This is a genomic window from Bradyrhizobium sp. B124 (genome assembly GCF_038967635.1).
GTDB lineage: Bacteria > Pseudomonadota > Alphaproteobacteria > Rhizobiales > Xanthobacteraceae > Bradyrhizobium.
Genome location: NZ_CP152413.1, coordinates 7124726 through 7146858 on the forward strand (window position 1 = coordinate 7124726; position 22133 = coordinate 7146858).

A 22133-nucleotide genomic window follows, 5' to 3' on the forward strand; every position below is an offset into this window, starting at 1 on the left:
GATTGGCCGCAACGCGGAGGATTGACTGCATGACCGCACCCGTCTGTCTGATATCCGGCGTTGGGCCCGGCACCGGTTCGGCGCTCGCCAGGAGGTTCGCGGAAGGCGGCTATCGGGTCGCGCTTCTCGCCCGGAACGAGGAGCGCCTCGCCGGGCTCGAGAAGCAGCTGCCGGGGGCAAAGGCCTATCGATGCGACGTGTCAGATCCGGTGCAGGTCGAGCTGGTGGCATCGGCGGTGGAGCGCGATCTCGGCCATCCCATTGTCGTGGTCCACAACGCCGTCGGCGGCGCGTTCGGCACTTTCCGCGAGATCGATCCGCAGATTCTCAATCGCAACTTCCAGGTCAACACGATGGGCCTGTTGTACCTGGCGCGGCGGTTTGCGCCGGCGATGATCAGCGCCGGCAAGGGCGCCATCGTTGCGACCGGCAACACCTCGGCATTGCGCGGCAAGGCCGGCTTCGCGGGATTCGCGCCGACCAAGGCGGCGCAGCGCATTCTGGCCGAGGCAATGGCGCGTGACCTCGGGCCGCAAGGCGTCCACGTCGCCTATCTCGTGATCGACGCGGTGATCGACCTGGAATGGACGCGGAAGCGCTGGCCGGAGCGGCCGGACGACTTCTTCATCAAGCCGCGGGCGATTGCGGACGAGGTCTGGCACGTCGCCCATCAGGACCGCAGCGCGTGGTCGTTCAACGTCGAGATCAGGCCGTTCGGCGAAGCCTGGTAGACGTCGCGCGGCGGTCGCAAGCGCCGTTCAATTCATAAGCTCAGGGGGAATTCATGTCGTTGAAGCCGTTTGCTGTGTCGATTGCGTTGCTCGTGGCCGTTGCCGCCACTGCGGTCCGCGCCGAAACGCCCGGCGTCTCGGAATCGGAAATCAGAATCGGGGCGACATTCCCGTTCAGCGGCCCGGCATCCCCGCTCAGCAATACCGGCAAGGGCCTCATCGCCTACGTCCATTCCGTCAACGATCGCGGCGGCATCAACGGCCGCAAGATCAACCTCATCACCTATGACGATGCCTATTCGCCGCCCAAGGCGGTGGAGCAGACCCGCAAGCTGATCGAGAGCGACGAGGTGGCGTTCCTGTTCAGCCCGCTGGGGACGCCCGGCATCGGCGCAACCATCAAGTATGTGACCGCGAAGAAGGTGCCGCACCTCTTCGTCGTCAGCGGTGTGACCAAGTTTGCGAACTTCGCCGAGTTTCCGCTGACGACCACCGGGCTGCCCAGCTACAACACCGAGGGAAAGATCTACGCCAGGTATATTGCTCAGACGGCGCCCGACGCGAAGATCGCGATCCTCTACCAGAACGACGATCTCGGCCGTGACTTCGTGGCCGCGTTCAAGGAAACCCTGAAGGGCGAGTTCGACAAGAAGGTGGTGACATCTCCGTATGAGGTCACCGAGCCCACGATCGAGTCACGCGTCGTGACGCTGAAGGCGTCGGGCGCCCAGGCATTCCTGATCGCGGGTACGCCGAAATTCGCCGCGCAAGCGATCAAGAAGGCGAGCGAGATCGGCTGGTCACCGCTCACCATCGTGAATTACGTGTCGAGCTCGGTGTCCTCGACCATCGTGCCGGCCGGAGCGGACAAGGCGGTGGGCGTCGTCGTGGCGACGATCGCGAAGGATCCGAACGACAAGAGGTGGGCCGACGATCCCGGCATCAAATGGTATCGCGCTCATTTCGAGAAGTATCTTCCCGGTGCCGATATCGGCGACAGCAACTATCTGTTCGGGACCCAGCAGGGCCAGATCCTGGAGCAGGTGCTGAAACAGTGCGGCGACGACCTGTCGCGCGAGAACATCGTGAGGCAGGCGCGCAACATCAAGGGGCTTGTGCTGCCGACGCTGATGCCGGGCATCACGGTCAACACCGGGCCGGACAACAGCATGGCCTATACGCAGCTTCAGCTGCAGCGCTGGACAGGGAGCTCGTGGGAGCAGTTCGGCGGCGTGCTGAGCGCCGAGCCGAACTGAGCCGTCACCGGGATAACCAACGCATCGCGCTAGTGGAGCCGTCGTGCGATCGGCTTCGCCAGCGGGCTATGCCAGCCCCATTGCGATGAGCGATCGCTCGACCGCAGGCTCGCCAGCAACGCCGTGGTCTTCGGCTGCACCCGCGAGCCGTCGATCACCTCGAGCTGACCGCACCGGTTGAGCGTGTGCAGCTTGCGTCCGCTCCATAGCGGCCCGGGCCTGAGCAGATGCCGGACGGCCTGCTTGTAGGTCGTCGGCGACAATTCGAGCACTTCCGCGAGGCCGAGTGCCGCGCCGTATCCGTTGGTGCAGTCCTGCACCGGCCGCCACAGCTTCCCATTGACGGTCACGAAGTTGCCCGCCGGCCGCGTGGTCGCGCGATCCATCAGGATCGGATTGGCCGCGTGCGGTTCCCAGGGGCCGAGCAATTGCCCGGCGTAATAGATCGCGAGCGTGTCGGAGTATCCGCCGGTGCCGTCGCGCCAGGCCCCGAACATGTAGTGGAGGCCGTTGTGCTGCGTGATCGTCACGTCGGCAAGTTCGAGACCGGACAGCAGCGTTGAGTGCCGCTCCCACTTGTCCGGAAAGCGGATGCATTTGTAGATCGGAACGTCCCGATGCGCGGTGCTTTCCGGGATCATCCAGAGCTCGCCGCTATCCTCGATCAGGAACGGGTAGGACAGATGCCAGGGCTCTTCGAGCACGGGCATCACCGTGCCGATCGGCCCGCTGCCGTCGAATTCGATCGCGGAAATGATGCCCTTGCCGGTCCGGTGGTCGAGGTCTTCGAAGAACACGAACGTCCTGCCCTGCCATTTCACCGGGACAGGATCGGCATAAAAGTGGTTGCCGGCATCGCCGAGCACGTTCCAGGCAGGTCCCGACAGGTCGCCGGTGCGCCAGATATCCGTGTTGTCGGCAAAGCGCCAGCCGACATGCCAGTGCGGCGCGTAGCAGCACAGGCGATAGATTTCCTTCGCGATCGAAGTCGCCACGCCACGCATGACAAAGGGCGCCGGATTTCGCGGTACGCTGCCATTCGCCGAGGCAGCCAATTGCGGCACCAACCGCGGAGCCCCCGACAGAATCGGCGGCAGCATCGACAGGGTGCGTGCCATCACCGTTTCGAGCCCGCCGCTCAGGCCGGCCGCGATTTCAGCCGAGGGATGACCGCGGTCCAGCACCGAGCCGTCGAGCTCATTGACGATTTCGATCACCGGCAGATCGCCGGCGAGAATGGCCGAAAGTACTGCACTTTCTCCCGCGTGCCCGTTGAACCGTGGACGGAGATAGAGCTTGGCGGAGCAGTTCGGGTCCCGTGCGGCACTGGTGAAGTCGACCACCACGTCGGGGTTGCCGGCGCGCGGACGCTCCGGGATCGCCTTCAGCCGGTCGGCTTCGCCGGTCTTGCCCTTGCGCAGGACGATGCGTTCGAGCTCGAACAGCATGTCGAGGCCGGCGGGTCGAGGCTCCGGCGTCGTGGTCCAGGCGATTTGAACGGGAATATCTTGATCGTTGACGCGCAGCGACTCGCGGCTCATCCAGAGCCGCGGCTGCGCGCGATCGCAGCGAAACTCGATAATCATGGCCAGCCCAACTTCCTAGTGCGCGTCCGCCCCCACAGCGTCGCCGAGAATGCGGACGTATTCCTCTATCATGGCATCCAACGAATAACGCGACTTCAGGCCCACGGCGCTTTGCCGCAGCTGAGCGCTCAACACACGATCTGTCAGGACCTTCGACACGGCCGCTGCGAATTCGGCCTCGTTCGAAGCGTCAACGAACACCGCGGCAGGCTGTCCCTGGTAGGACAGCACCTCGCGCAGCACGGGGAGATCGTTGACGACGCAGGGAATGCCGGCGCTCGCGGCTTCGACCGCGGCAAGGCCGAAGGTTTCGGCCTGCGTGGGGAATACGAAGACGTCGAGGCAGGCCAGAAAATCGGCCATCTGGCGCGGCGCAATCTCGCCGATGATGTGCAGCCGGTCCGAGACATCAAGCTCGTCCGCCAAGGCTCTCAGCCGCCCTTCATCCGCGCCCTGGCCGGCGAGCGCAAGGTGCCAGGATGGATCGGCAGCCAGCAGGCGGATTGCCGCATCGAGCCGCTTGTGCGGGTGCAGCCGTGCCGCGCAGCCGAGCAGGGTGCGGTCCGGCGGCAGCTTGAACTGTTGCCGCGCAACGTCCTTCGGCAGGCTGTGCGACTTGTCGTCGAAGCCGTGCGGGACGTGCTTCATGCGCGATCGGTACGGAGCCGGATAGCGCGCATATTCGCGCTCCATGTCCCGCGAGTTCAGCGTGATGCAGTGGAAGAAACCGGTAGAGCCCATGATGATGTCGGCAGCACGCACCGGCATGCTCATCGACAGCGCCGAGGATACCTGGTTGGCGATCACGGGGGCGCGGCTGACGAGGCGCGACACGCCTCCGCCGATCACATTGCCGAAGTGCTGGAAGGTCAGCACGACATCGGGTCTGACGGTCCTGAGATGGCCGGCGAGCGCCCACAGCATGCGCAGCAGCGCCACCGGATTTCCCGGACGGGTCTGCGCGCAATAGAACGTATTGGGCGGCTCGTCGAAGGAATCCGATTTGCGGAAGAAGAACAGGTTGGCGACGTCGTAGCCGCGCGCGGTGAGGCCGGCGCCGAGCAGCCGCGAGATCTCCTGCGCGCCGGCGTTCTCGGCCTGGGTCTGCACCAGGACAACACGCAGCTTTCGCTTGCTCTCGTTCGGTTGATCGCGTGATGCGGTCGATGCCTCGCGCAATTCTGTGCTTGGCGTGTGCTGGAGCACGGAGTCCTCACCCGTCGAAGGGGTGGATTGGTCCCCTTCATTTTTGCGCGCGTAGCTATCACGCGAGGCGCGCTCGTGCATCGAGTAGCGCGTGTTGAGGTTACTGCTCATTTAGCAATCAGACATGTGTCGGCAATCGAGAGCTATTATCTCACAGATAGGGTACAGCCGGCTCGTTAACTAATTGGTTACGGCAACGCGAAGAGGGGGTAACCGGCGATTAACCATGGATATTTACGTTGGCGCAGTACTGTCAGTTGAATTCGAGTCAGAACCCATGAAGTTCGGTAGCCGGATAGGCCCGAGACGTTCCGAAGTCACGGAACCCGCAGCGTCGTGGGAAACTGCCGGCGTACCGGCTGGCCAATCCTCCGCGGAAACCACCAAGGGCGTGCTTAGCATTCCGGGTGTGGTGGCCTTTTTTCGCGAGAAGGGTCAACGCATCCTGATGCTCGCCGCGGTCATCTTCGCGGTCGGGGTGATCCTGTTGATGTTGATTCCGGCGCGCTACGCCGCGACGGCGCTCGTCGTGCTCGATCCGCGCGAGCAGCGCGTGACCGCCGACCAGGACGTCTTGCCCGGCATCGGTCAAGATGCCGCAGCTCTGCAAAGCTACGTCGAAATCGCCAAATCCGATGGATTTCTCGGGCCGCTGATCGATCAGCTCAAGGTCGCAGAGGACAGCGACATCGCCGGCGGCAGGACCGACGCCACGCGCCTGCTCGACCGGTTTCGCAACCGGCTCGATATCTCGAGGCGCGGGTTAACCTATGTTATCGCCATTAAGTTCACGTCCAATAATCCGCAGCGCGCTGCGTACTACGCCAATGCGGTGGCCGAGGCGTTCGTCGCCAGCCAGCGCGGGACGCGCAGTGTGGCAACCGACGAGGCCGCCGATTGGCTGAAGAGCCGGCTCAAGACCTTGAACGACCGGCTGCGGTCATCGGAAGATGCCGTTGCCAAGTTCAAGCTCGAGCACCGGATCGTCAACGCCGGCAAGGAATCCACCACGCAGCAATTGCGCGTTACCGACCTGACGCAACAGGTCGCCGCGGCGCGCGCCCGTGCCGAGGAGGCCAAGTCGCGCTATGAGCAGCTGCAACGCGACCTGAAGGCCAATGTCGACGGCCCGGTCAAGCAGGACCTGCTGAGCGCGCTGCGGGCCCAGCGCTCCGCGCTCAACGACCAGATTGCGCAGAAGCGCGGCGTGCTCGGCGATCGTCATCCCGACCTCGTGATGGCGCTCAGCCAGTTGAGCGATCTCAACCGGCAGATCGAGATCGAGCGCAAGAAGAACATCGAAACCGCGAAGTCGGAATACGAGGCGCAGCGCGATCAGCAGAAGGCGCTCGAAGACCAGCTGAAGGCGGCCGAGCAGCAGATTCTTGTCGATGGTCAAGCGCTCGTCAAGCTGCAGGAATTGCAGCGCGATGCCGATGCCAACAAGAATATCTACGAGCAGTTCCTGTCGCGCTACAGGACGACCGACGAGCAGCGCGGTCTTCAGAACTCGCAGACCAAGGTGGCATCGCCCGCGACGCCGCCGGTGCGTTCGACGCTTCCGCCGCTGCCGCTGTTGCTCGTCGCGCTCGCGATCGTCTCGCTGCTGACGTCGACGGCGATCGTCGCCGTGCCTGGTCTCGATCTGAAGCAGCTCCCGATCAAAAGCATTGCGCCGATTCGCCGCGCCGAGGCGCCGGCACCGGCCCCGGCCGCGCCGCAATCTGCGCTCCCGCCGGGCTTGCCGGTGCTGGCCCGCATTCCCAACATGGTGTCGTCAGATGCCGTCAGGAGCGTCTGGCAGACTCCGATTTCGACGGCGGCCGAGCCCGATCTCAGTCCGCATCTTCAATTGCTGATCGAGAACATCGAGCAGCTTCCGGGTGAGCACGGCAAGGTGGCGCTGCTGCTGTCGGTCGAGACCGGTGCGGGCGGCAGCACCGTCGCACGGTCGCTCAACCGGTCCGCCGTCAAGAACGGGATGCTCAGCGTCCTGATCGAGATGGAAACCAGGCGCGCCGAAGCCGCGCCGCCGCAAGGCTCAGGGATCATCAAGGCCGATCTGCCGTCGGTCGTCGAACTGCTGGGCGCCAGCAGCAAGGCGCCGCCCTATCCCCAGGACGACATTCGCGCCGATTTCGGCCTGATCATCGTCGACGCATCGTCGCTTGCCATGCAGCCGGCCGCGGTCGCGCTGGCCGCCCAGGCTGACCTGGTGATCCTGGTGGTTCGCGAGGGCGCCGCCGACCCGGCTGCGATCGGCAAGGCGCGGACCGATCTGTCCGGCTTCGGTTCGGTCCCGATTGCGCTCGTCGTCAATCGCGTGGCGGCCAATGCCGCGGTCAGCAACCCTCAGCGCGAAGCCCTGGGATTGGCAAGCTGAAGGTCTCTTGTTTGACGGGTTTTCTTCACGCGAAGCGGCGTCCATCCCGCATCAAGTGCGGGACAGGCTTTCGGTTGAAGACGCTCTAGTCCTTGGTATCCGCAACGCGGACTGCGTAAGCGCCAGCCTTCGACGACGACAGATGCGACAGCACCAGAATTGACGGGTCGACGCCGGTCCGCCGGCGGCACAGCACATTGAGCGCGATGGTGGCGAGCACCAGAGAAACCGTCGCCGAGATCGCCGCCCCGAGCACGCCGAGCCAGGGGATCAGCACGACAAATCCGATCAGCCGCAACGCCACGTTGGCGGCGACAACAGGAACATAATCGCGCTCATGCCCCGTCAGCTGCAGGACCGCGGCGGACGGCCCGCCTGCCGCCTGGAAGGCCGTTCCGATCGCGAGCACGATCAACACCCACTGCTGCGCGGCGAAATGCGGTCCGAACAGACCGAGAAGGTAGGGAGCGCCGACCCAGACAATGACGAGCCCGCTGAGCACGCAGAGCGCGGTCACCTCGGCCATCAGCTTCAGCGTATGTTCGAGCTCGCGGTGATTCTTGCTGAAATACAGCGACGGCAACCGGCGCGCGCCGAACGTGTAGAGCGCAGCGGAAAGCATCGCGAAGATGTTCGCCAGACGCGAGGCGGCGAAATAGACGCCCGCAGTGGCTGGATCCAGCATCCAGTAGACCAGGATGACGTCGAAATATTGGTTCGCTGCTTCGAGAATCGAGGCGAGCCAGAAGCGGAACGCGCTGCGGTTCCAGCGCGATGTCTCGAAGAGCGCCGTGACCGTGCGCAGGTTCGGCAGCACGCGCACGATCGACACGATCTGCACGATCAGCCCCAACGCCATCGCGACCGTCATCGCGGTGAACAGTTCGGCCGGGGTAAGCTGGCGGTGGCCGAACAGCGCCGCGATCAGGACCAGGACCACAGCGACCCGCCAGAAGAATTCGCGATTACCTTCGCCCATCAGGATGCTGACCAGTGATCGTGCGATCTGGCTGCCGAGCATCAACCCGGCATTGACGGCGGTGAACGCCGAGACCGAGAGGATCAAGAGCCACCATTCGCCGCGAATGCCTGCCACCGCGGCGATCGCGGCGATCGAGATCAGCATTCCGATCGCCGAGTACTTCAGGCTCGACAGCAGCACGCCCTTGGTCAACTCGGCCTGGCCGCGCACCTCGTACTCATTGAGAAAGCGAACCAGCAGCAGCTCCTGACCGACCAGGCCCACGACCGCCGCGATCTGGGCGATGGAGAGCAAGGTTGCGAAGTCTCCGAACGCGTCAGGCGTCATCGTCCGCGCCGCCAGCGAGAACAGGGCGAACGCGAGCCCGCCGCTGCCAACCTTGAGGAGGATGGTCCCGGCAACGCCGCGCGTCACATCGCGCCGTAGCATTTGGAGAACAGAGGCAATCACAAGAGACGTCTCAATATCCTGTCGGACTACTGACCTTAGCAACCGGTGAGGTCTGGAGTGTTAATGTTCTCTTGCTAAAATTCCGTTCCTTCCAGCGGGGCTTGAGGCGCTACGGCCAATATGTCGCGCTGCTCCATTCTGGAACGCTGCCGTCCTCGCTGTGTCCAAACGGCGCAGATCGGATTTTTTGCCTGGCGCCCGGTTCGACAGCGTGGGCCGCGCTGGTTGAAGCCGCGTTAGCGCGTCAACGGCATCCGTCGAAGCTCCATGGCCTGGCAGTTGCCCCGCCAGCCTGCCGTGGAGCGCCCAAAACGTCGGTTTCATGACCGCTGTGGCTGCAAGCCATGTGCCGGGAACGGGCTGATCGCGGTGGGGGCGGTGTCGTTAACCTCAATACTGGAACTCGTCGTGCCCGTCCTGCGCAGCGGCAGTGCAGGCAAGGAAATTGCAGTTCCGTGACCAATTAGCCGTCGGAGCGGACAAAGATGATTGCCGAGGAAAGCATGGCCCAGCCAATCGCAACCTGCGAGGCTGAAACGATCGACGCGGATGTAGCCATTGTCGGCGCCGGTTTGGCGGGCTCGCTCGCGAGGGCCGTCCTCTCCCGGGCTGGCTATCGGGTCGTCCTGATCGACAAGCGCTCGATCCCGCCGGATGAATTCCGCGTCGAAAAGATCGCCGGGCGGCAGATCGATATCTTCCGCCGCCTGGGGTTCATCGACGACGTCGAGGCCGTCGCCTCGTCCTATGACCGGGTGCTCAACATCAGGGACGGCAGACTGGTCGATATCGGCGTCGGCCGGTCCTACGGGGTTTCCTATGCCAACCTCGTTGACATGGCCCGCGGGCTGACGCCTGATACATCCAGCTTCCTGCTCGACCAGGTGATCAATGTCAGCTGCAGCGAGGATCGTCAGCAACTGACGCTGGCCTCCGGAAAACGCGTCGTCTCGCGCCTGGTCGTTCTGGCGACCGGCATGGCGGGCGCGCTTGGCTACAATCTCGGAATGCGCCGGCAGATGATCGCCGCGCGCCACTCGGTGACGTTCGGCTTCACGATCGCGCGGCCGGATAACGCGCCATTCGGCTTCGACGCGCTGACCTGCTACGGCAAGCAGGCGGCTGACGGCGTCGACTATCTCAGCCTGTTTCCGATGTCGGGCGGCATGCGCGCGAACCTGTTCATGTTCCGCGATCCGACCGATCCGATCATGCGTGAGCTGCGCCGCGACACCCGACGGACGCTGCTTCGCCTGATGCCGGGATTGGAGCGCTACCTTGGCGATTTCCAGATCGTCGGCCAGGTGCACAATTGGGTCATGGACCTGTCCGTGACCGAGGGCCATCTGCAGCCGGGCGTCGTGCTGATCGGCGATGCCTACCAGACCAACTGTCCTGCGGCCGGAACCGGCGTGAGCCGCCTGCTGGTGGACGTCGAGCGTCTTTGCACCGAATATGTGCCGCGCTGGCTCGAGACCGACGGCATGGGTACGGAGAAGATTGCGCAGTTCTATTCCGATCGCGACAAGCTCGCCGCCGACCTGCATTCGCTGCAACTGGCGCGCTTCCGCCAGGCTTTGACCTCCAACACCGATGTGCGCTGGACCATGCAGCGGAAGCTGCACTTCCTGCGTCGCATGATCACGCATCAGGTGGACCGGATTCATCCGGGATGGGTCATGCGCGTTCGTAGCGCGCTCCGCTAAGCGGCAGTAAGGCTTTTCCCAGGCGGCATTACCGCGTGCCGGTCGAGGTGCGGACCGGCCTGAGGTCGGTCACCCGCTTGGCGGCCTGCTTGATCCAGGGCGCCTGCTTCAGCGCAAACAGTGCAAGCGATCCGGCCGCGCTGCCGGCCTGCGTCATGCTCGACATCGGCGTGGGCTGGCCTCCGAACTGCATCTTGTAGGGTTCGTCACCGATGGTGAAATCCAGCACCCGGTCGCCGCGCTCGATGCAGTCCTTGGCAACACTCTCGAACGTCAGCGCGCCGATCGACTGGCTCTTGTATCCCTCGATGTCGAAAGCCGTCATGACGACGAGCAGGCTGCCGCGGTGAGCCAGCCCAAGGGCGGTGGCGATGACCTCGTCATCCATCTTCATGGCGTAGAGCCGGGTAAACGAGCCCATGCCGCGAAGCGCCACGCTCGAGTAGAAATCGAAATATTCCGGACGCTGCAGCAGGTCACCGTCGCCGTGTGCCTGGAAACGCGGGCCGCGAAACTTCCTCATCACGTCCATGGCTTCGCCGATGGAAGCGCTGTCGTTGCAGCATGCGAAGGTGAGCGTGCCCTTCTTGTGGATCTGGCGCCATTTCTTTGCCAGTTCCTTTTGATAGGATTTTCCCAGCGCGTTGAGCTCCCATTGCTCGAACGGCGCGGACAGGACCGTCGCATAGGCATTGGTATCCATCAGGCTGCGGTGAGGCGCCCCGAGCAGATTCTCGATCGGCATCCTGGCATCGAGCAGCTTGGGTATGCGCAGCAGATCGAATGGCCGGACCAGTTTGCGAAGCTGCTCGCAGGCCTGCCGGTCCTGCAGCACGTCGGCGAATGTCGTGGCGGCGCAGACCGGCGACAAATAGTCGGACACGCGAAGGTCCGCGAACTCGATCGTGCGCATCGGGCCGCGCCGCACGCGGAGCAGCGGGAGCACGGCCGCAAGCGCGCCGTTCGCGCGATGACGGACGACGACGACCAGCGGCTTCGCTGCCGCGGCGGGAGCGAGCTTGCGATAGAGGCTGTCGAGCCACAGCGGATGCTGGAAGGCGGTCGCGTCCGAGCCTTCGAACAATGTCGCGTATTCTTCAGACAGGAAGTCGAATGCGTCGTCGATGCAAACACCGAACGCGTCATCATTCTTATTCATGTGAAACCAAACAAACGGGTTTTCAAAGCGCCGGTCGAGCCGCCGTGATCTCCTTATAGCAAAGGCTGATGATCTCGGGCACCGGTAGATTACGATTTGTATTAATGTAGTCCCTCGACCTTTGCGCAGTGTTGCTGCTCAAACGTCGCCGGCCTTGCGGAATCTTGTGTGATGCTGTCGCTCCGCCCAGCGCCGGCATCGTTAACCATCCCTTACGGTCCGTCTCACGTCACGCTGCCGCGTGATATCGCATCCGTCTGGACCGGATATTGCAGTTAGGTGCACGTAAGCACTGGAGCCCCTGCTGAAATGTTGACTAACAGCCAAAAAGCCCGCGTTTCCGACGCAATCTCGCCCCTGCAGGCCGATCGCGAGCGGCCGCGGCGTCTCGATTCGGATATGGCTGCTCCAGCTGTCCGGATTTGCAACACTTCGAGCGCCGGGCAGCCGGTTTCCTTCGCGGATGGGCCAGCCGAATCAACGATGCCGAACGGCGTGCCGGAGCGGCGCACCAATCCTGTCGGCAGGGCTGCGACCGCCAGCGTTGCTCGCGCTACGATCGGCGGGCTACGGCTCGCCGTGCTCGATCGCGAGCAGACCGCGGATTTCATGGTCGAGGCGGTGTATCCGAACCGGCGTATCAATCGGCCGCTGTATCTGACGTCAGCCAATGGCGAGGTGCTGTCGCGCTGCTCCACCGAGCCGATGACCGATCGGCTGTTCCGTGCCGCCGACCTGATCAATGCCGACGGGCAGCCGCTGGTCATGGTCTCGAAGCTGCGCTCGCCGAACCCGCTTCCCGAGCGCGTTGCGACCACGGATTTGTTCCACGACGTCGCGCGCAAGGCCGAAGAACTCGGGCTGACCTTCTACCTGTTTGGCGCCAACGAGGTCGAAAACAAGGCGGCCATCGCCAATGTGCGCCGGGCCTATCCGGCTCTCAAGATCGTCGGCCATTCGCACGGCTATCTGCGCGGCGACGCGCTTCGGGCCAAGGTGGATGAGATCAACGCCCTGGCGCCGGACTTTCTCTGGGTCGCGCTTGGCGTGCCCTACGAGCAGGCCTTCGTCGACGAATTCATGTCGCAGCTTGGTAATGTCGGCGTCATCAAGACGTCGGGCGGATTGTTCAACTTCCTGTCCGGATCGCGGCCGCGCGCGCCGAGATGGATGCAGATCGTCGGGCTCGAATGGGCCTGGCGTCTTTGGCTCGAGCCGCGCCGGCTGTTCTGGCGCTATCTGACGACCAATCCGCACGCTCTCTATCTGCTGTTCAACCGGACCCGGTCCTCGGCGACCAGGGACTGAGTCCGTACCGAGTGCAATGTGCCGCTCCGATCCACCGGAGCGGCGAGCTCATCAATGAGCGGAGTACAACTGATATGGACGGTCGAGCAGTCGATAGCTCGGTCTGGCGGGCGCCGGGCGTTGATGCGGAAAATTTCGCGCGAACCGTCGTCAATTGGTCGATCACGGTCAACGTGATCATGTCGATGGGGACGTTCCACCCCGCGCTGCTTCCGACCGAGGTGACGCTGGTTCAGCAGGCCGTCGCCCTGCTGATGTGGGGCCTGCTGATCTATGCGAGCCTGTTCATCCGTCCCTGCCTGCGGCTGGCGTTCAATCTCGACACGCTGGTGATCGTCGCATTCTACGCGTTCGCCACGATTTCGGTGCTCTGGAGCAATTTGGACGCGGCGGCCCTGATGAAGGCCGCGGCGCTCGCGGTCACGACGCTGGGCGCGTTCTGCATGGTCAGCCGCGTCGACATCGACGACATCGTGAAATCGACCACCCGCGGCCTCTTCGTCCTGATCGCGGGCTCGGCGTTTTGTGCGGTCGCACTCCCGGACATCGGCGTGGACCAGACCTGGATGCACAATGGGCAATGGCAGGGTGTCTTCGAGTCGAAGCAGACCCTGGGCTTCGCTGGCGCCTATCTCATGTTCTTTGCCTGTTATCGAAAGACAACCGGACAGGGATGGCTGCCGTTCCTCATCACGTTCGCGCTCGCTTCGACCTGCGTCGTCTTTTCGGAGTCGCGCGGCGCCGGCGCCTTGTCGCTGGTCGCTTGTGCGCTGTTGCTGACCTCCTTGTGGTCGGTCAAGTGCATGCGGGTCTACGCGGTGCTGCCATGTGCCATGTGCGTCGCTGCCGTGTTGCTGATGCTGTACTTCTATGCGACCGGATACGACTCGATCCACGTGTTCGACACGATGATCAATTTTACCGAGAGAACCTTCATCTGGCATTACGCCATCAGCCATTTCGATGATGCGCCGCTGTTCGGATTTGGCATCAACGGGTTCTGGACCAGACCGGAGATCTACGACTATTTCAACCAGAACCACGGCTGGGTGCTCGACAATTACCACAACGGCTACATCGCCATTCTCGTCGAAACCGGATTCCTGGGCTATTTCCTGTTCATGGCGAGCGTCTTTCTGTTTTCCTACAAGATGCTCTGCCTGATCGCGGAGCGGGCGATCGACCGGCTGCATTGCGCGCTGATCGTCGGGTTCGTCTTCCTCAACTGCCAGACCAATTTTACCGAAACGGTCTTCCTGCGCTCGACGATGTTCACATCGGTGCTGTTGATCGCCTTTTTCCTCGCCGCTTGCCGCTCGTTGCCGTCGCAGCGCCTGCAGCTGCGCGAGCTGGAGCCGTCATGACCGCGTTTCGTTTTGTTCCGCAAAGAGCCTTAGGCGTGCTGCTGGCGGCGGCGCTTTCTGCCGTGCTGATCTCGCCCGCGCGTGCGGCCGGGCAGGGGGCGTCTCCGGACGCCGCGGCGTTGGGGCGCGGCATCAATATTCTTGGCTATGACGGCATCTGGGACGGTTACCCGAACGCGCCCTTTCGCCTGGAAAACCTCACCGCCATCCGCAAGGCAGGCTTTTCACACGTCCGGATCAACTTCTTCGGCTTCAAGCACATGGATGCCGGCAACATTCTGGATGACGCCGTCTTGCGGCGCCTCGATGCCGTGATCGAGCAGGTGCTGGCGAGCAAGCTGATCCCGATCCTCGATGAGCACGACACCGATCTCTGCCAACGCGACGTGTCGGAATGCACCGCAAAGCTCAAGGCGTTCTGGCGCCAGATTGCGTCGCGCTACGCGGGCAAATACCCGGCGCTGGTGTTCGAGATCCTGAATGAGCCCGGCGGGAACATGACGTCGGCCGAGTGGAACGCGCTGCTCGGCGAATGCCTGGCCATCGTCAGGGGCACGAATCCGAAGCGCAATGTGGTTGTCGCCATCCTGAACACCGAGCAGCTGCCGGTCGAGCAGCTGACGCTGCCGGCCGGCGACAGGAATCTCGTCGTCACGTTCCACTATTATTTGCCGCTGCAATTCACCCATCAAGGCGCGCCGTGGTCGGCGACTTTCTCGAAGATCGGCCCGCTGAGCTGGGGCTCGGCGGAAGACGAAGCCAAGGCCGCCGCGGATTTCGACAAGGTCAGGTCCTGGTCGGAGAGGGAGCAGCGCCCGATCTATCTCGGCGAGTTCGGCGTCTACGAGCACGCGCCGGCGGAGAGCCGGGCGAAGTACCTGTCGTTCGTGGCGAGGCGCGCTGAAAGCTTCGGCTGGGCGTGGGCCTATTGGCAATTCGATCACGATTTCGCGGCATTCGACGGCGCCCGGCAACGCTGGAACAGGGACATCCTCCGCGCGATCATTCCTCCGGCTCGATGAACCCATGCGGCCCTTGCGCGGCCTCTGATTCAGGATCGCGCGGAACGCCATGCCTTGCCTTGCATGGCCCGAGGAATGATACTCGCTCCGGACAGCCAAGCCTAAGGAATCGAGAGCGTTGCCGGACATTGCGAGCAGGGAACAGTTCGATGTCAAGCGTGCAGCCTTTGCCGCGACCATCGGCAACATGCTGGAGTTCTACGACTTCATCACCTACAGCTTCTTTGCAACCGAGATCGGGCGCACCTTCTTTCCCGCGCATAGCGAATACGGCAGCCTGATGCTGTCGCTTGCGACCTTCGGCGCCGGCTTCCTGACGCGGCCGATCGGCGGCATCGTGCTCGGCATCTTCTCCGACCGGGTCGGCCGGCGGCCGGCGATGCTGCTGAGCTTTGCGCTGATGGGTGGCGCGATCCTGACCATCGCGTTGACGCCGTCCTATGCCGCGATCGGCGTCGTGGCTCCGATCATCGTGATCCTGGCGCGGATGGTGCAGGGCTTCGCGCTCGGCGGCGAAGTCGGACCGACCACGGCCTATCTCATCGAGATCGCGGCACCCAGGAATCGCGGCCTGGTGGTGGCATGGCAGCCCGCCAGCCAGGAGGTCGCAGCGACCGTCGGCGCCCTGGTCGGTGTCATCCTGAGCAGCACGATGGCGCCAGACATGCTGCAGGCGTATGGATGGCGCGTCGCGTTCCTGCTCGGGGCGGTGTGCCTGCCGTTCGGCATATGGATGCGCCGCACGCTGCCGGAAACGGTCCCTCACGGCGAGCGCGATGCCGCAAGCGTCGAGCGCTCGAACCATGTCATGCTGGCGCGCCGGCATCTTCGGGTGATCGTGCTGGCCGTGATGATCCTGGCCAGCGGCACGATCTCGACCTACGTGACGCAATACATGACGACCTATGCCAAGAATACGCTGCATGTGTCGCCGTCGCTGGCGTTCACCGTCTCGCTGGTGAGCAACGGACTTCAGATCATCGGCGCGGTGCTGGGCGGCTGGCTTGCCGACCGGCTCGGACGCAAGCCTGTCATGATCTGGCCGCAGCTGGTCGTGCTGGTGCTGACCTATCCGGCCTTCCTGTGGATCGTCCGGGACCCCGGCGCGTGGTCGTTGCTGTTCGGCTTCGGCATCCTGTCATTCATCGGATCGCTGCCGTTCACGGCATTCTATGCCGCCTTCACCGAAGCGCTGCCGCAGAACATCCGCGGCGGCGTGTTCGCCACGATCTACGCGGTCGCGATCGCGACCTTCGGCGGCACCGCGCAACTCGTGGTCACATGGCTGCTTCATGCGACAGGAGATCCGCTGGCGCCGTCCTGGTATCTGCTGCTCGCGGCAGCGGTCGGCATCGTGGCCATGAGCTTGATGCCCGAGACCGCCCCGGTGAAGGTCGGCGAGAAGTAACCGCTGGGCTCAGTCCATGTCGCGAAAGGCGTGGCCGTTGGCCTCGATCTCCTTCACGAGCTGCGGCGGCAGATTGGCCTGCGCCGAGGTGCCGTCGAACACCCAGTCCTTGGCGTCGCCGAGATCGGGAAGGCCGGCGCCCTTGCGGACGTAGAGTCCGACCGACGCCTTCTTCGGGTTGATGTAGAGATCGTAGTCCATTGCGCGCCTCCTCTCCGTTGAAGTTCAACGGAAGCTCCGGCACAGATTGGCCGGAGGCTTCCTGGAAGAGTCTACGCCGGCGGGTCTAGGCAGGTTTCTTCGCCTCCGGCGCAAGCACCACCGACGCTTCGCTGGTCAGCATCAGGAAGGTGATGGTCTCCTGGAAATACAGCTGGACCGAGGTCGCCGAGTGGCTGAGATAACCGATCGAAAGGTCCTGGCCGATCGAGAGCTGGAAATCGCCGCCGCGGGTGGTGAGCAGGACGCCGCCCTCGATCGCAGGCGCCCAGATGATCTTGCCGTCGATCAGGCGCTGGATGTGTTGCAGGACCGGGTAGCCGTCGTCGGTCGCACCGCCGATCGCGGTGTAGGGCTCGGTGCCGAGCAGGAGCGTATAGGGACCGTTGACGCCGGCGAGCCGCAACTGGCTGACCGCTTGCGCGACCACGGCGGGATAGTTCTTGATGCTCGACGGCAGCTTCAGCACCGGGTTGCTGGTGCCCTGACGGATGCCCTGAATGCCGGCAGCCGTGTAGCCATCGAACACCGCGCGATCTTCGGCGAAGGCGATCTTTCGCGCGGCTTCCTTGAGCGGATCCCAGTCGGAATCATTGGAGCCGCGTTCGACGTCGTCGATCGCCTGGCGCGAGAGCTCGAACGGCACACGCAGCTCGACCAGCGCGCGGACGTCGCGCTGCGTCGCCTCGACCCCGTCACCGGGTGTCGCAATTTTCTTGAGATGGCCGGTGCCGACCGCGGAGAAATCCGTGCCCTTCGGACCATCGACGTCGACGACACGGCGCGCCGCCAGATGGCGCTTCAACGTCCGCGAGGCTTCCTCTTCGATCTGGGCCCATGCCGCGTCCGAGATGGGGGCCAGTCCCCGATGAAGATTATTCATGTCCAGCCTCTCCTTTGAGTGAGCCGATCCCGAGCGATCCGTCGGACGGCGGTATTTTTTGTGCAGGGGTCTCGTCAGCCCCGGCGTCATCCAGCGACGGCTCAGCCGGCGCGGCCGCAGGTGGCTCGCTGGTGACTTCCTCCAGGAAGGTCGCCGACGGAATGAAGAACAGCATGCCGGTCACGGCGCGGCTGAAGTCGAGCAGGCGGTCGTAATTGCCCGGCGGCTTGCCGACGAACATGTTCTCCAGCATCTGCTCGATCCGGTGCGGGGACTTGGCATAGCCGATGAAATAGGTGCCGAACTCGCCCTTGCTGATGTTGCCGAACGGCATGTTGTCGCGGACGATATCGAGCTCCTCGCCATTCTCGACGATCGTCGTGAGGGCATTGTGCGCGTAGCTCGGCTTCACCGCATCGTCGAGCTCGATGTCGGACAGTTTGGTCCGGCCGATGATCTTTTCCTGCATCTCGACCGGCAGCTCGTTCCACTTCTTCAGATCGTGCAGGTATTTCTGCACGATTACATAGCTGCCGCCGGCGAAGGCTAAATCCTCGTCGCCGATGATCGTGGCCTCGGTCGCCGCCTGGTCCTCCGGATTTTCCGTGCCGTCGACGAAGCCGAGCAGGTCGCGCTCATCGAAATATTTGAATCCGTGCACCTCGTCCGAGGTGGCAACCGCATCGCCGAGCCGTGACATGATCTGTGTCGCGAGCTCGAAGCACAGGTCCATCGGCACGGCGCGGATGTGAAACAGCAGGTCGCCCGGCGTTGCGACGGCGTGGTGAACGCCGTTGATCTCGCGGAACGGATGCAGACCTTGCGGCTTCGGCGCACCGAACAGCCGGTCCCATGCCTCCGAGCCGATGCCCATGACGCAGGACAGCCGGCCCTCGAGATCGCGGAAGCCGACCGCGCGCACCAGCGCAGCCAGATCGGCACACAGCGACCGCACCACGGTATCAAATTCCGGATTGGGCTTGATCGTGACCGCAAGGAAGATGGCCGCGCGCGTCAGCTTCGCAGCGACCGGTTGCGGAACGGCTGATGGCACGCATCTCTCCTTAACTAACGGCACTTTCACGCGAAAAAGGTCTCGACTGGACGCCGGATCGACGTCCAGACAGGGCAGAGGAGCATGCCATCGGAGCCTTTACAAGAGCCCGGATCGCTAGGCTTCCGCGGACGGACCAACCGGCTTGCCGGACTTCTCCTCCTCAAGGGTCACGGCAATGGCGGCGTTGGCGGAGAGCCGGACCTTGGAGCCTTCGACACCGGCGACGAAGCCGAGCTCGATATAGTGGTGATGGCCTTTGTGGAAGCCGTCGCTCTCGCTCTTCTTGAGCTTGATGCGGTTGCCTTCCACGTGATCGACGGTGCCGACATGCACGCCATCGGCGCCGATGACCTCCATGTTGTCCTTGATGTTCTGCTGCGTCATGGCGCTCTCCCTGGTTGCAGGTCGGCTTGTATATTCAGCTTGCATATGATGCGCCCGGACGACGCGGCGATGACGGCGCGCCGTTGGCAATCCGGGCTTCTCTCACACCGGTTCGAATTCGTCTGCGGCAGCGTTCTCGGGCTTCTTGCCGTTGAAGGTGAGGCCGGCCTTGGTGGCGGAGAGCTTCACCCGCGAGCCGTCGCGGACGTCGCCGGCGAGGATCATCTCGGCGAGCGGATCCTGCACGCTGCGCTGGATCACTCGTTTCAGCGGACGGGCGCCATAGGCTGGATCCCAGCCCTTCTCCGCCAGCCAGTCGCGCGCCTTCGGGTCGAGCTCCAGCTCGATCTTGCGATCCTCGAGCAGCTTGCGCAGGCGCGAGAATTGAATCTCGACGATGCGGCCCATGTCGCTCTTCTGCAGCCGGTGGAACAGGATGATCTCGTCGATGCGGTTGAGGAACTCGGGCCGGAAATGCGCCCGCACCATGTTCATCACCTGCTCGCGCACCGCGCTCGTGCTCTGGCCCTCCGGTTGGTTGACGAGATATTCCGCGCCGATATTCGAGGTCATGATGATCAGCGTGTTGCGGAAATCGACGGTGCGGCCCTGGCCGTCGGTGAGACGGCCGTCGTCGAGCACCTGCAGCAGCACGTTGAAGACATCGGGGTGCGCTTTTTCGATCTCGTCGAACAGCACGACCTGGTAGGGCCGGCGCCGCACGGCTTCGGTCAGCGCGCCGCCCTCGTCGTAGCCTACATAGCCGGGAGGTGCGCCGATCAGCCGCGAGACCGAGTGCTTCTCCATGAACTCGGACATGTCGAGACGGACCATCGCGGTCTCGTCGTCGAACAGATATTCGGCGAGCGCTTTTGCGAGTTCGGTCTTGCCGACGCCGGTCGGACCTAAGAACATGAACGAGCCGATCGGCCGGTTCGGGTCCTGCAAGCCGGCGCGGGCGCGGCGCACCGCGGTCGACACCGCACGCACGGCCTCGGCCTGGCCGACGACGCGCTTGCCGATCATCTCCTCCATGCGCAGCAGCTTGTCCTTCTCGCCTTCGAGCATCTTGTCGACCGGCACGCCGGTCCAGCGCGACACCACCTGCGCGATATTGTCGGCGGTCACGGTCTCGCTGGCGGACGAGGTCTCGCTGGCCTCGACGGCAGCGAGCTTCTTCTCGAGCTCCGGAATGCGGCCATAGGCCAGCTCGCCCGCCTTCTGGAATTCGCCCTTGCGCTGCGCGTTGGCAAGCTCGGTGCGCAACTGCTCGAGCTCACCCTTCATCTTCTGCGCGTCGGAGAGCTTGCTCTTCTCCGACCGCCATTTCGACGTCATGTCCGCCGACTTCTTCTCGAGATCCACGAGATCCTTCTCGAGGGTTTGCAGACGGCTCTTGGAGCCGAGATCGGTCTCCTTCTTCAGTGCCTCCTGCTCGATCTTGAGGCGGATGATCTCGCGGTCGAGCGAGTCGAGTTCCTCAGGCTTGGAATCGACCTGCATCTTCAGTCGCGCCGCGGCCTCGTCCATCAGGTCGATGGCCTTGTCGGGCAAGAAGCGGTCGGTGATGTAGCGGTTCGACAGTGTGGCGGCAGCCACCAGCGCCGAATCCGCGATGCGCACGCCGTGATGCTGCTCGTATTTGTCCTTGAGGCCGCGCAGGATCGAGATGGTGTCCTCGACCGTCGGTTCGGAGACGAACACCGGCTGGAATCGCCGGGCCAGCGCCGCATCCTTCTCGACATGCTTGCGGTATTCGTCGAGCGTGGTGGCGCCGATGCAGTGCAACTCGCCGCGAGCGAGCGCGGGTTTCAACAGGTTCGATGCGTCCATCGCGCCGTCGCCCTTGCCGGCGCCGATCAGCGTATGCATCTCGTCGATAAACAGGATGATCCCGCCCTCGGCGGACGTCACCTCCTGCAGCACCGCCTTGAGCCGTTCCTCGAACTCGCCGCGATACTTTGCACCGGCAATCAGCGCGCCGAGGTCGAGCGCGAGCAGCGCCTTGTCCTGCAGGCTCTCCGGTACGTCGCCATTGACGATGCGCAGCGCCAGACCTTCGACGATCGCGGTCTTGCCGACGCCGGGCTCGCCGATCAGGACGGGATTGTTCTTGGTGCGGCGTGACAGAACTTGAATCGTGCGCCGGATCTCCTCGTCGCGGCCGATCACCGGATCGAGCTTGCCGTCTCGCGCGGCCTGGGTGAGATCGCGGGCATACTTCTTCAGCGCGTCGTAGGCGTTTTCGGCGGTCGCGCTGTCGGCGGTGCGGCCCTTGCGCAGCGCATTGATCGCTGCATTCAGGTTCTGCGGACTGACGCCGCCCTTGGCGAGCAGCTTGCCGGCCTCGCTGTCCTTGTCGGCTGCCAGCGCCTGCAGCAGGCGTTCCACCGAGACAAAGCTGTCGCCGGCCTTGTCGGCGGTCTGTTCCGCCGCGGCGAAGGCGCGCGCGGTCTCGGGCGCGAGGTAAATCTGTCCGGAGCCGGCGCCGCTCACCTTCGGCACCTTCGCCAGCGCGTCTTCGGTCGCCTTGAGGATCGCGCGCGAGTTGCCGCCGGCGCGGTCGATCAGGCCTGCTGCGAGGCCTTCACTGTCGTCGAGCAGCACCTTCAGGACGTGGAGCGTCGAGAACTGCTGGTGTCCTTCGCGCGTCGCGAGCGATTGTGCCGACTGAATGAAGCCGCGGACGCGATCGGTATATTTTTCTATGTTCATCGTGGCACCTCAAGGCAGCACAGGCTCGTCGAGATCCAATATGCCACGCATTGCCGCCGGCGACAGATGGCGGAACGATGACATCCATCATGCGACAGGCGTCCAATCGTGCCTGGCGGAGAACCGCGGGCCTGACGCCACCGCTGCTCGCATCGTGTGGTCGTTTCAGGGGAGTGTCAATCGCGGAGCGCGGCCGCCGGCATACCGCTTTTGAGGTGTTGCGACTGCCAGTGTTGGCTTCTGGCACTCATCCGGAGGCACTGCTACGGACGCGCCGACAAACCGGGGTCCGGCATCACGCCGACGGCGGCTCG

General features: G+C 63.8%; 17 protein-coding genes. 8 read left to right on the plus strand and 9 right to left on the minus strand.

The features are described from left to right. The first annotated feature begins 29 nt into the window (after positions 1-29). Together AAFG13_RS33970 and AAFG13_RS33975 are read left to right on the plus strand one after the other, a co-directional pair. Positions 30-731, plus strand: coding sequence for an SDR family NAD(P)-dependent oxidoreductase (locus AAFG13_RS33970; RefSeq protein ID WP_212313045.1), 702 nt, complete (start codon positions 30-32; stop codon positions 729-731). A gap of 53 nt (positions 732-784) precedes the next feature. Continuing rightward, positions 785-1987, plus strand: a complete 1203-nt coding sequence (locus AAFG13_RS33975; RefSeq protein ID WP_342709481.1) for an ABC transporter substrate-binding protein — start codon at positions 785-787, stop codon at positions 1985-1987. Positions 1988-2016: 29 nt separating this feature from the next. Here the strand turns inward: AAFG13_RS33975 and AAFG13_RS33980 are convergent, their stop codons facing one another. Together AAFG13_RS33980 and AAFG13_RS33985 are read right to left on the minus strand one after the other, a co-directional pair. Further along, positions 2017-3573, minus strand: a complete 1557-nt coding sequence (locus tag AAFG13_RS33980; RefSeq protein ID WP_342709482.1) for a hypothetical protein — start codon at positions 3571-3573, stop codon at positions 2017-2019. Positions 3574-3588: 15 nt separating this feature from the next. After that, positions 3589-4779: a glycosyltransferase family 4 protein gene (locus tag AAFG13_RS33985; RefSeq protein ID WP_342709483.1), complete on the minus strand. Its 1191-nt coding sequence runs from the start codon at positions 4777-4779 to the stop codon at positions 3589-3591. A gap of 277 nt (positions 4780-5056) precedes the next feature. Here AAFG13_RS33985 and AAFG13_RS33990 point away from each other — a divergent pair, with 277 nt between their 5' ends. Then, positions 5057-7162, plus strand: coding sequence for a GumC family protein (locus AAFG13_RS33990; RefSeq protein WP_342709484.1), 2106 nt, complete (start codon positions 5057-5059; stop codon positions 7160-7162). Between the two features lie 85 nt (positions 7163-7247). Here the strand turns inward: AAFG13_RS33990 and AAFG13_RS33995 are convergent, their stop codons facing one another. Then, complete coding sequence (locus tag AAFG13_RS33995) at positions 7248-8594, minus strand: polysaccharide biosynthesis C-terminal domain-containing protein (protein ID WP_342709485.1); 1347 nt, start codon at positions 8592-8594, stop codon at positions 7248-7250. A gap of 485 nt (positions 8595-9079) precedes the next feature. On the opposite strand from AAFG13_RS33995, the gene AAFG13_RS34000 reads away from it, so the two are divergent. Continuing rightward, complete coding sequence (locus AAFG13_RS34000) at positions 9080-10300, plus strand: FAD-dependent monooxygenase (RefSeq protein WP_212313028.1); 1221 nt, start codon at positions 9080-9082, stop codon at positions 10298-10300. Between the two features lie 28 nt (positions 10301-10328). Here the strand turns inward: AAFG13_RS34000 and AAFG13_RS34005 are convergent, their stop codons facing one another. Next, the gene (locus tag AAFG13_RS34005) at positions 10329-11459 is read right to left on the minus strand and encodes a GNAT family N-acetyltransferase (protein ID WP_342709486.1); all 1131 of its coding nucleotides are present in this window, start codon (positions 11457-11459) and stop codon (positions 10329-10331) included. Between the two features lie 495 nt (positions 11460-11954). Between AAFG13_RS34005 and AAFG13_RS34010 the strand changes: the two genes are divergently transcribed. From AAFG13_RS34010 to AAFG13_RS34025, 4 genes are all read left to right on the plus strand, one after another. Continuing rightward, a complete protein-coding gene (locus tag AAFG13_RS34010; RefSeq protein WP_212314277.1) occupies positions 11955-12767 on the plus strand; it encodes a WecB/TagA/CpsF family glycosyltransferase in 813 nt (270 codons plus the stop codon). 74 nt (positions 12768-12841) lie between these two features. Then, the gene (locus tag AAFG13_RS34015) at positions 12842-14131 is read left to right on the plus strand and encodes an O-antigen ligase family protein (protein ID WP_342709487.1); all 1290 of its coding nucleotides are present in this window, start codon (positions 12842-12844) and stop codon (positions 14129-14131) included. Further along, entirely contained in the window at positions 14128-15153 is a 1026-nt protein-coding gene (locus tag AAFG13_RS34020) for a cellulase family glycosylhydrolase (protein ID WP_342709488.1), read from the plus strand. Before AAFG13_RS34015 ends, AAFG13_RS34020 begins: the two co-directional genes overlap by 4 nt. 118 nt (positions 15154-15271) lie before the next feature. Then, positions 15272-16561, plus strand: coding sequence for an MFS transporter (locus tag AAFG13_RS34025; RefSeq protein ID WP_342709489.1), 1290 nt, complete (start codon positions 15272-15274; stop codon positions 16559-16561). Between the two features lie 9 nt (positions 16562-16570). Here the strand turns inward: AAFG13_RS34025 and AAFG13_RS34030 are convergent, their stop codons facing one another. From AAFG13_RS34030 to clpB, 5 genes are all read right to left on the minus strand, one after another. Further along, complete coding sequence (locus AAFG13_RS34030) at positions 16571-16762, minus strand: hypothetical protein (RefSeq protein WP_097672779.1); 192 nt, start codon at positions 16760-16762, stop codon at positions 16571-16573. Positions 16763-16847: 85 nt separating this feature from the next. Continuing rightward, positions 16848-17663 (minus strand): family 1 encapsulin nanocompartment shell protein, encoded by an 816-nt coding sequence (locus AAFG13_RS34035; protein WP_342709490.1) that lies wholly within the window; start codon positions 17661-17663, stop codon positions 16848-16850. Continuing rightward, complete coding sequence (locus tag AAFG13_RS34040) at positions 17656-18717, minus strand: Dyp-type peroxidase (RefSeq protein WP_342709491.1); 1062 nt, start codon at positions 18715-18717, stop codon at positions 17656-17658. The genes AAFG13_RS34035 and AAFG13_RS34040 overlap by 8 nt, the downstream gene beginning before the upstream one ends. A gap of 117 nt (positions 18718-18834) precedes the next feature. Further along, entirely contained in the window at positions 18835-19104 is a 270-nt protein-coding gene (locus AAFG13_RS34045; RefSeq protein ID WP_050628119.1) for a DUF2171 domain-containing protein, read from the minus strand. A 102-nt stretch (positions 19105-19206) separates the two neighbouring features. Beyond that, complete coding sequence (gene clpB / locus AAFG13_RS34050) at positions 19207-21819, minus strand: ATP-dependent chaperone ClpB (protein WP_342709492.1); 2613 nt, start codon at positions 21817-21819, stop codon at positions 19207-19209. Between the last annotated feature and the right edge of the window lie 314 nt (positions 21820-22133).